5 protein-coding genes are annotated in these 11,119 nt (G+C 59.8%); 1 reads left to right on the top strand and 4 read right to left on the bottom strand.

Going from position 1 to position 11,119, the window contains the following annotated elements; all coding sequences use genetic code 11:
- Positions 1-179 precede the first annotated feature (179 nt).
- From GSF01_RS17420 to GSF01_RS17410, 3 genes are all read right to left on the bottom strand, one after another.
- Complete coding sequence (locus GSF01_RS17420; protein WP_159886235.1) at positions 180-3,236, bottom strand: glycoside hydrolase family 2 TIM barrel-domain containing protein; 3,057 nt, start codon at positions 3,234-3,236, stop codon at positions 180-182.
- An 81-nt stretch (positions 3,237-3,317) separates the two neighbouring features.
- Complete coding sequence (locus tag GSF01_RS17415; RefSeq protein ID WP_159886233.1) at positions 3,318-4,268, bottom strand: aldo/keto reductase; 951 nt, start codon at positions 4,266-4,268, stop codon at positions 3,318-3,320.
- 16 nt (positions 4,269-4,284) lie between these two features.
- Positions 4,285-5,292, bottom strand: coding sequence for a Gfo/Idh/MocA family protein (locus GSF01_RS17410; protein ID WP_159886231.1), 1,008 nt, complete (start codon positions 5,290-5,292; stop codon positions 4,285-4,287).
- Between the two features lie 118 nt (positions 5,293-5,410).
- Here GSF01_RS17410 and GSF01_RS17405 point away from each other — a divergent pair, with 118 nt between their 5' ends.
- Positions 5,411-6,247 (top strand): helix-turn-helix transcriptional regulator, encoded by an 837-nt coding sequence (locus GSF01_RS17405; RefSeq protein ID WP_159886229.1) that lies wholly within the window; start codon positions 5,411-5,413, stop codon positions 6,245-6,247.
- Between the two features lie 118 nt (positions 6,248-6,365).
- On the opposite strand, the gene GSF01_RS17400 is transcribed toward GSF01_RS17405, so the two are convergent.
- Entirely contained in the window at positions 6,366-10,937 is a 4,572-nt protein-coding gene (locus GSF01_RS17400; protein WP_159886227.1) for an S-layer homology domain-containing protein, read from the bottom strand.
- Between the last annotated feature and the right edge of the window lie 182 nt (positions 10,938-11,119).

Raw genomic sequence — 11,119 nt, 5'->3', positions numbered from 1 at the left:
GGTTTGCTTCCGGCTTCCTTCAGATTCGACCTCACGACCGACACCCTTGCCTTCAGCTAACAGTTCCTACTGCCAAGCCTGTAGCGGACTTGCACCGCCTAGTTATCGCCCATGCCGGGCGCACAAGAAGAAGCCCCTTTTGTTCCGCTGAACAAAAGGGGCTTCCCCGCCGGGTCACACTATTCGTCTTCCTTGAATACAGGCTTGATCCGCAGCTCGAAGGCGAATTCCTTCTCGCTGAGCCGGTACGGCTCGAGCAGCTCCGGTCCGCACGAGTTGGAGCCGATCCCGCTCATCTTGTAATCCAGCTGGACGATTGTCTCCTTGCGCTTGACCAGCTCATAGGTATGGCGGGCTTCCGTCAGATCCTGCGGGGTGTAATGCGACGCATTGAACGAGAAGCCCCCCGGCGCCTCGAAATGCAGCCCCATCCCAAGCTCGGTTGAGACGATGGCCCATTCCGTATCGTAGCGGGAGCCTGTCTCCTGCGGCATGATATAGTTCTCGGACATCTCATCTACCGTCAGCAGGTATTTCCCCCGCTTCACGCTCTGACGCTTATCGATATAACTCTCATGGGGGCCATAACCGAAGTACTCCACTTCCTCGTTGCCCGCAGGCATGACGAGCTGCAGACCGAACCGCGGCAGGAAGGGCGCATTCTCCCTTACCTTGACCTGTGTCCGGAGTACGATGGCCCCGCTCCCGTCCACCTGCCACACCGCTTCGCCATGCAGGATCGGATAGCGGATATAGCCGCCGAGCGAGTAGCTGACGGCTATATCGACGCCGCCTGCCTCGTTGCCTGTCCATTTGACCTGGTACACCTTCATACCGGCGCGATGGAAGCCTTGATTCTGCCACTCGTTGCGGATGTTCCGGTCATTGTCCGTCGGCGCCCGCCAAATATTGAACGAAACCGGGGCATGAAGCAGGTTCACGCCATGCTTCGACAGCTTCGCGAACGTCCCGTCGTACAGGTCGAAGACGTAGCGGAAGTCCAGTCCGGTCAGCTCCAGCAGATGTCCATTCTCTACCGCTTGCAGCGGGAAGTCTTCCGAGACGGCGGCGGTACCCGATGCTGCGGATACGCCAGAGGCAGCGGCTTCGCTTGCCGGCAGCGCGAACTGCTCGAAGGTCACCTCATGTCCGGCCTCGGCCCATACCGTGTCGCGCTTCGTGCGGACGGTAATCGTGAGATAGCGGCGAGCCGAAGGACTGGTTGCCAGTTCCTGGAGAGGGACGGATACTGCTTGCGCCTGCTGAGGTCCGAGCGCGTCCAGCCCCTCGATGACTCCCTGTGCAGCCGTCTCCCCGTCCTGCTCCAGCCTCCAGGAGAAGGTCAAGCCGGACAGATCGATAAAGTCATAGCGGTTAGTCACCAGCAGCTTGCCCGCGGCCGCGTCTTCCGCTTCGATCTTAACCGGGGCGATCACCTTTTTCAGCTCCAGCAGTCCCTTATGCGGCTTGCGGTCCGGAGACACAAGACCGTCAATGCAGAAATTGCCGTCATTCGGCTGATCGCCGAAGTCTCCGCCATAAGCAAAGTACGTGCTGCCGTCCGGCCCCTCCGTCTTAATCCCGTGATCGCACCATTCCCAGACGCAGCCGCCCATCAGGTTCGGGTACCTGTAGATGACGTTCCAATAATCCATCAGATCGCCGGGACCATTCCCCATCGCATGGCTGTACTCGCATTGAAACAGAGGCTTCGTCTTCGTCTCATCTTGCCCATACTCTTCCATATAAGCAACCGAAGCGTACATGCGGCTCTCGACATCCAGACAAGCGGTATCGGGATCGCCATTATAGATGGAGGCTGCGCCTTCATAATGAACCAGCCGGGATGCGTCCCGCCCGCGCGTCCACTCTGCCATCGCCTGATGATTCGCGCCGTAGCCCGACTCATTGCCCAGGGACCACATCACGATGCAGGCATGGTTCTTGTCCCGCTCCACCATCCTTTCCGCCCGGTCTACGAAGGCCGCTCGCCACTCGGGATTCACGGACAGCTTATGGAAGGCGCCTTCGGCCCAGCTTTCGGCGACTCCGATACCGTGACATTCCAAGTCGGCCTCGTCAATGACATAGAAGCCATACTGATCGCACAAGTCAAGAAACCGCGGATCGTTCGGGTAGTGAGAGGTGCGGACCGTGTTGACATTATGCGCCTTCATCAGATTCAAGTCCTTGATCATATGATTCAGCGGAATCGTCTGTCCCAGCGTCGGATGGGAGTCATGCCGGTTGACGCCCTTCAGCTTGATCGGCTTCCCGTTAACCAGAAAAATACCGTTCTGAATCCGAATATCGCGGAAGCCTACGGCAAAACGAAGCGCCTCCTCGCCGGCTTGTACCTCCAGATGGTACAGATACGGGTTCTCCGCATTCCACAGCTCCGGCTCCGTGACCGTCAGCTCGATCACGCCCTGGCCGTCGATCTGCGCGCTGCCCGATGCGACGATATGGCCGTTCTTGTCGCGCAGGTCCGCCTTCACGTCCAGCTTGCCGACCGTGTCGATCTCGCTGCGCAGGATGGCCTGGCTGAAGTCTGCAGCGAGCTCTTGACGGTTGAAGATGTCGCGGATATGCGCCTTCTCCCGCGCTAGCAGATAAACATCCCTATAGATGCCGGAATACCGCCACAGATCCTGATCCTCCAGATATGTGCCATCGCACCACTTCAGCACCATCAAGGCTACCCGGTTAGCGCCGGGGCGTAGATGCTCCGTCACTTTAAATTCGGCGGGGATGCGGCTGCCCTGGCTGTAACCGACATAGGCGCCGTTGACCCAGAGGTAGAAGCAGGAGTTCACGCCCTCGAATACGAGATACTGCTCCTTGCCGTCCCCGCTTGCAGGGAGCTGAAAGTCGCGGACATACAGCCCCGCGGGATTGGCGTTAGGAACAAACGGCGGATCGCAGGGAATCGGATAGTTGAGATTCGTATAATGAAGCTGATCATAGCCGTTGACCTGCCAGCAGGAGGGCACGATCAGATCGTCCCAGCCGCTTACATCGGAGTCTACGGCATAGAAGCCGTCGGTCGCGTCCTTGACGCTGGCATGGTACTGGAATTTCCAGCTGCCGTTCAGCGTCCGGTAGTAGGGGGAACGGCCCCTCTTTCCCGTCGCGGCCGCTGCCTGGCTGGCATAAGGAATATAGGAAGCACGGGAGGCTTCCCGGTTTTCCTGGAGCACGTTAAGGTTTTCCCAGTAGGGGGTGACACGCACCATGTCTATCTCTCCTCATCTAAGATAATAGGCAGGGTCCGTCATCCTAAGACCATGACGGACCCTGCCATTTAGTCAATTCACTTACGCTTGCAGGGTCAGCGCATCGCGCCGCAGATCGAGCCATTCCCGCTCAGCCGCCGTGAGCTTGATGCCGGCCCCTTCCTCGCAGGATTTCAGCTCCGCCAGATTCTGAGCGCCGATCAGCGCGCAGGTCGGGAACGGCTGCTGGAGCACATAAGCGAGGGCGATCTGAATGACGCTTGCCCCCTTCGTCGCAGCAAGCTGTTCAGCCCTCGCCAGCCTCTCCCAGTTGGCATCGTTGTAGAAAACGCGGACGAGCTCGGCATTATCGCGCACCTCCGGCGTAAAGCGGCCCGTGAAGAAGCCCCTTGCCTGCGACGACCAGGACAGCAGCGGCATCCCGGTGCGCTCATGCCAGTCGCATGTCGCTTCATCGGCCGATACGCAGCCCGGCCAGAAAGGCTCGTTGACCTTAGCCAGGCTCAGGTTGGGGCTGCTGAACGAGAAGCCCGTCAGACCGTGGGATGCCGCGTATTCGTTCGCCTCCGCGATCCGCCGCCACGTCCAGTTCGAAGCGCCGATGGATTGCACCCTGCCCGCTTCCAGATGAGCGTTCAGCGCCTCGAGGATCTCGCCGACCGGCACATTCTCATCGTCGCGGTGCAGCGCGTACAGCTCGACCGAATCTGTCTGCAACCGCTCCAGGCTTTCCTTCAGGTCGGCGTCGATCGCCGCCTTGTTCACCCGCGGGCCATCCTGGTTATGATGCGCTCCCTTGGTCAGAATGACGAGCTGATCCCGGTTGTTCCGCTCGCGCATATATCTGCCGATGACCTTCTCGCTCTCGCCGCCGCAATAAATATACGCGGTATCGATCGTGTTGCCCCCGATTTCCAGGTAGGCATCGAGGTTGTCGCAAACCTTGCCGTACACGTCCGGGCGGAAATAATCCGAGCCCTTGATCAGCCGGGATACCGGCTTCGAAACGCCTGCAATCTGAATATATTCCATCAATTTTCGCTCCTCTCTACAATTCGACGCGTTTGCGCTGCCGGGCCGACTCTAGGCAGGCGTCCAGCACCTTCATGTTCAGCACGGCATCCGATGGGTCGAAGGCTACAGGCTCGCCAGCCAGCACGCTGCGTGCGAACGAATCGGCCTGCAGGGCATAATGATTGACGACCGGCACCTCAACCTCGCGCCTTTCGCCCTTCGCCGTGACGAAAAAGTTCGCGCCTGCATCCGTCGGGCCCACATAAGCCGACTGCAGCTCGATGCGGCCGTCCGTACCCAGAATCTCCAGCGTATTGCGGCCAGCCGCCCACATGCCGCAGTCGAAGGTCAGCGCAACGGATCCGGGGAATTCCAACAGACCCGAGGCCATCATATCCACCTCGTCATGCTGGGGAGAGAAGAAGGCCTGTACCGTTACGGCCTCCGGCTCCTGGCCAAGCACGTATCGGGCCGCGCTGATCGGGTAACAGCCCACATCGTACAGAGAGCCGCCGCCCATATCGCGGTTAAATCTGACATTGCCGGAATTCGCCGAGCTGTTGAACGTGAAGGAGCCGCGGATAGCCCGGAGCTCGCCGATTTCCCCGGAGGCGATCACATCCCGGATCATCCGGTAACGCGGATGGTGACGGTACATGAATGCTTCAGCGAAGACGACGCCGGCCTCGGCGCATGCCGCTACCATCTCCTCCGTCTCTTCCGCCGTCAGAGCCGCCGGCTTCTCGCACAGTACGTGCTTGCCCGCCTGAGCGGCCTTGATCGTCCATTCCCGGTGCAGATGATTCGGCAGCGGGATGTAGACCGCATCAATCGACTCATCTGCGAGCAGCTCCTCGTAGCTGCCGTAGGCCTGCGGAATACCCTCCCGAGCCGCAGCCTCCTGCGCCTTCTCCAGCGAACGGCTGGCGATTGCCGCCAGTTCCCCCAGCTCGGACTGTTTAATTCCCGGAATAACGGCGCGGAAAGCAATGGCCGCACAACCCAGTACTCCCCAACGAAGCTTGCCTTCTACCTTTGCCATGATGATCCTCCTCACATTTCTAGTATCATATTGCCATTATAAAAGTGTTCAACTAAAATTAAAATATGATCATGTTGCGGGATCATAACACTATATTGTCATCGGGAGGGAGTTCGCGATGCAAAGACAATTTTTGTTTCCTATCATGGATCATCAGCCGTTCTTCTGCTTTCCCGAGTCGGTGGGCAACTACAAGGAAGACGGAGGCCACCGTGTGAACCGGGCCGCCGGGACACTGAACAACTTCAATATTCACTACGTAGCTGCCGGCAAAGGCTTCGTCGAGATAGACGGTCAAACCTATGCTCTGCAGCGAGGCGATGCCGTGCTGTACTTCCCGCTGCAGCAGCAAATCTACTACTCCAGCGAGGAGGAGCCTTGGGATGTGCGCTGGGTGCACTTCTACGGCCACAAGCTGCAGGAGTTCCTGACCGAGCATCAGCTGCACCGCTCGAAGCTGTGGACGCTCCGTCAGCCGTCCGCCTGGGAGAAGGCTCATATGACGCTGCTGGAGGAAGCCGAGAAGCACCGGCTTCTGCATCCCACAGCGCTCTCCATGCTGACCTATGCCGTGATCATGGAATTCATCCAGCAGGCCGAGCCGCTATCCTCCACCAAGCGCCATCATGCCACTGAACGGATCGCCGAGCTGCTGCCCCATCTGCAGAACGAGGCTTGCGAGCCGTTCGTATTGGAGGAGTGGGCCGAGCGCGCCGGCGTAAGTCCGTATTACTTCTGCCGGCTCTTCCGTAAAATCATGCATATGACCCCCATGGATTTCATCACGCTATGCCGGATGCAGAAAGCGAAGCAGTGGCTGATCGAGCGCACCGAGTCTACCATCCGCGACATCGCCATGGATGCCGGTTACCCGAACACCAGCTACTTCAACAAGCGATTTTTGGAAAAGGAGGGCATGACGCCCACCGAATACCGGATGGTGTTCGGCAAGTAAGCTCCTCTCGCTCCGGCGCATCTTCTTCAAGCTAAAAAACGTCAGGGAAGAGGCCCTGACGTTTTTTAGCCGTTTACATCCATTATTATAGATTACCATCGCTTCGCTTTAGGTCTGCTTAGCGGCGCTGGTAGATCCTATGCATTAGCGCCGCTGTTTCAGCCCGGGTAGCATGCTCGCCCGGATGTAGCTTTCCCTCCGCACCCTCGATCATCCCTGCGCGGATCAGCAGCGACGCAGCCTCCCTGGCATAAGGCGCTACCTCCGCATGGTCGGCAAACCTTGCCAGCGATTCCGGCGAGTCGGAGGCCGCCCCGTCTTGAAGCCCTTCTTCCGTCTGCGACAAGCCGGCGGACTGAAGCGCTCTTGCCGTTAGCGCAAACAGCTCCTGGCGCGTGACCGGATCGCGCGGGCGGAACCGGCCGTCGGCCGCCCCCTCCGCGATCCCGAGGCGCTGCGCGGCGATAACCGCATCGGCGAAGTAATCTGTCGCGCTTATATCCCGAAAGCCCGCGGCGGCGGCTGTCGAGCCCGCTACCTTTTCTCCCGAAGCTTCGCCGTCTGCGGCCCGGGACTCCTTCGCATCGAACCCTCCGCCGTCCGTACTCTTCAGCTTGAGCGTCCGCATCAGCAGCAGCACGTAATCGGCTCGGCTGATCTCCAGCCCAGGCGAAAAGTCCGTCTCAGAGGTCCCTTTGACAATTCCCTGTGCAGCCAGCGTCTCGATCGCCCTGGACGCCCAGCCGTACGAAGCGATATCTCCGAATTCGCGGGCAGCCGCAGCTATGCCGTATACGCTGAAATGCGTTGTCTCAAAAGCAACCTCCCCGGAATCGCGGTCATAATGACCTGGCAGGACGTCCCGAACATCTCCGTTCTCATCGATATACCATACCGGGATACGCCCCTCATTCCGCTGTTCCCAGCCAGATGCCCGGTAGGGAACGAATACCTGGACCGCCGCGGACGGGCTGCTCCAGTCTATCGTCCTGCCTCCCTGCTTGAGCGCCATCTCAAGCAGCGGCCCGGAGCCGATGCCCGCCCTAGCCCCTTCCCCAAGCTTAGCGCGAACGGCCTGCCCGACAAACAGGCTCAACGTTCCGGCTCCGCCGCTTCCTTCCGCCCCGGCGGCCCCGCGCTGCCCGGAGAGCACCGAGCCCGGCAGCGCCACCGTGGCAACCGGTGTGCGGACGATTAACTGGATGGAAGCCGATAGATCCCTGATCTCGGCGGGAAGCGCCAACTCGTAGACGTCGGCTCCCGGTACGGCACTCAGCTCCAACGTAACCGTCTTCCTACCGGAAGCGTCGGCTTTAGCCGCTTGGAACGCTCTGGTTAGAGCAGACGCCTCTATGATGCCTACCGCCGTCTTCGATCCCTCGCCTGTCAGCTCCGGCTTCACCGTCAGGGCTGTCCCGCTACCAGGCTGTGGCTGCGCCCCCGTTCCGGTGCCCGCTGCCGCGCCGGAACCCGTCTGACCCGGCGAAGTATCTCCGCCCGAATCATCGGAAGCTCCAGACTCTTCAGACTCTCCAGGCTCCTGTGGGTTCCCCGGCACCTGCGGTTCGCCGGGCTCCTGAGGCTCGTTCGGGCCGCCAGAATCCTGCCCGACCGGCCAACCGGCCGGCACCTCAACGCCCGGCTTCAAATAATAATCCAAGCCGTTCCCCTGAACCGTATTGTCCCGCACCGTCAATCCGGTACCGGCTTCGATCCAGATGCCGTACGTGTTGCCGGTGACCGTGTTCCCCGTAAGCGTCATATCCTTCGGCGCTCCCGCTCCCACGTTGTCGGCATTCCGGTCGCCGTGATCATAAGCGATCAGAACGGCCCGAAAGTCCGGGGAAGTATTGTTGCGAATCACGTTGTCCCTGACAACCGTACGGGGCGCATTCAGCAGATACAGCCCGACTGGCGTCTTTCCTTCGAAGACCGTCGTCGTGTTCTCGATCACATTGCGCTCGATCGTCGTGTCAGGCGATCCCATGTACACCTGAATGCCGGTCTGCGAATTACGGATCGTATTGTCGTGAATATAGTTAAAAGGACCGGCTTCGTCATGATTGGAATTCGGCGGCGTTCCGCCGGTATTCCCTACGCCGATGGCTCCCCCGCGCGACACGTTTTCAATCAGGTTGCCGCTGATTTCGTTGAGGTATTCATCCTCCCCGTGGAGGTCGATGGCATCGTACACCGTTCCCCGGAACACGTTGTCAGCTACCAGATTGTTATGCGCATAATATTGCACCAGTGCGCCATGGCGCAAGTAAGGCCCTTCGAAGACGTTGTTGCGCACGACGTTGAAATACGTATCGTTGTCATACCCGAGCCGGTGCTGCTTCGGCGTACCCTGCACGGATACCCCGTAGCCCGCGCCGCCTGCTCCGATGTTCGTCGCGTTGCGGATGATGGAGTTCTGCACGACATTATGATGACTCTCACTGATGCGCACCGCGTACTTCTCGAACTTCTCGATCGTCACATGGTCGATCACGATATGGGAGCTGCCCTTCAGCGCCGAATCGTCGATGACGATCCCGTATTTCGGCCCGCCCGTATCGGACACCCGGATCGTCGGGTCGGTTGGCATCGGACCGTCGTACGTCGAAGTGATCGTCAGATGCGAGATCGTCACATCGCTTTTGTTAAAAGCCTTGATCACCCGGCTGCTTGACGAGGAGGACGCCCCCAGGTACGACAGCAGGACAGCGCCCTCCTGGCTTTCTCCGCGCAGATTGACCTTGTTTTTCACAGAGAAATGCGTATCCGTCGAATCTCCCGCCAGCTTGCTGATCAGGTTATACGTACCGTTCGGGAAATACACCTCGTCCCCCTCCCGGGCCGCGTCCAGCGCCGCCTGGATCGCAGGCAAATCATCCGTTGCGTTGTCGGCCGGGTCGGCTCCGAAATCTATCACATTCAGCGTCCTTCCTGTGACCGGATTGGCGGCTGGAATGCCGGCAGGCGTCCCGTCGGGATGATGCAGCCCCGGCTTCGTATACAGCGGAACGCTTGGCACCTCAATCACTTCATCCGGGATTGGCTCCAGCTCCGGACTCGTATACGGGCCGTAGACATGAAGCTCCGTGAAGCTGTTCCAGTCGTTGACGGAGTTGCCGTATCCCACGTAACGAACATACCGGGCCGTCACATCGGGGAAATCGAACGCTTCCATGTCCGACGTCAGCCCTCCGCTCTGTCCGCTGTATACGGTGGTCCACTGCTCGCCGTCTGTCGATACCTGCAAGTCGAAGGAAGCCTTCCTTGCACTGCCGCTATAGAACGCAATCCCGATGTAGCCGATACGCCTTGCTTGGCCCAGATCGTAACGAATCCACTGGCCGTCGCCCTGCGCCGACCAGCGCGTGCTCGGCTTGCCGTCGACCGTATTGGCTTCGACGTTGCCGTCGTTGGAGCTGGCGGTCACAGCAGCGGCCGGGATCGGGTAACGGGTGCGCTCCGTAACCGCTATGGCAGTCGCCTGCTGCGACGGCCCGCTTTCGAGCCCGCCGCCGCCTACCGCCGTAACGGCAAACGTATAGCTGGTTCCGGCCGTCACCCCATAGTGCGTGTACGAGGTGCCGGACACGCCAGTGGCCAGTTCGTCGTAGGAGGCGCCGTTCCACAGCTTGACCTTGTAGCTGATGGCTCCGGGAGCCGGCTGCCAGCTGAGCATGATCTCGGCGTTGCCCGTCTGCGCGGTCAATCCGGCCGGAATGCCTGGCGGCAGCGAAGCGGACTGCGGCGTCACGGCGACAGAAGCGCTTGGCAGGCTTTCATAGCCTTCCGCATCGACAGCCGTCACGGTATAATAGTAAGGCTGACCGTTCGTCAGGCCGGTATCCGTATAGCTCGTATCTGTCCCGGGAGCCGTACCGATGGCGGAGAATGACCCTTCGGCGCTCCCGCTTCGGCCTATCCGGTAAGACGCTGCGTCTGCCGAGGCTCCCCAGGACAGCTCAGCCTGTCCGTCACCCGGCAGTCCCGCAAGGGACGAGGCCGGAGCGACGATCGTCTGCGTCATCCGCAGGCGCGGCTTATTCGCTTCGTTGGCCGTGTCCATGTTATAGATCGTCACGGCCGTGTTGCCGTGAGGGACAAGCACGAAGGTCACGGCCCCGTCCTGCCCATGCTGCCGTACGAAGTCCCGGACATCGACCGCATGCTCGACGTAGGAAACGCTATCGAGCACGATCTCGCCGAGGGCGAAGGCGTCCGTCCCCACACCCGTTATTTCATAGGCGGCGTTGATGCCCGGAGCGTGGTCTCCCGTCAGCGTAGCCCCTGTCCAAGTGCCGTCAGTGGCGAGGCCGTACACGCTGAATGTCGCCGTCGCACCCGAAGCATTCAGCTTTCCCTTAATCGAGAAGGAAGCGGCCGTCGTATTGGCAGCTTGGCTAATCCCCTCAAACTTGAAGTAAGCCAGCCGGGTTGAGGTGGCCGAGGAGCGGCGTATATTCATATTGCCTACTGTGCTTGTACCGCTTGTTTGCTTATCGAAGTTCGCAGCCGGCTGTGCGGAGTCAATCGCGGCATCATGCGTCGGGATAACGGCGACCTCCTGGCTCGTTGAGGCGGCCGCTTCGGACAGGCCTCCGGGGACGCTGCCTCCTAGCAAGCCGAAGAGCAGGGTAAAGCTGAGTACAAGGCCGAGCCGTCGGTTGCGGTCGCGGCGAGTGATGAAGTACACGATATCTCCTCCTTTTTTGGTAAGCGCTTTCTTCATCATACAAGAAGTCCAGGAGGAGGATTTTGGTTATTTTTAGTTGGGCTTGTGTATTTTCGAGGGTCATTTCTCTTGTTTCTCGGCATTTCCCGTTACGGGAAAAAAAGTCAATGGCCGGAAATGCCGTGCAGCATCACGGATTCAAG

The organism is Paenibacillus puerhi, assembly GCF_009846885.1.
Lineage (GTDB): Bacteria > Bacillota > Bacilli > Paenibacillales > NBRC-103111 > Paenibacillus_G > Paenibacillus_G puerhi.
The sequence above is the reverse complement of the archived record's forward strand: the minus strand, read 5'-3'. Positions and strand labels throughout refer to the sequence as shown.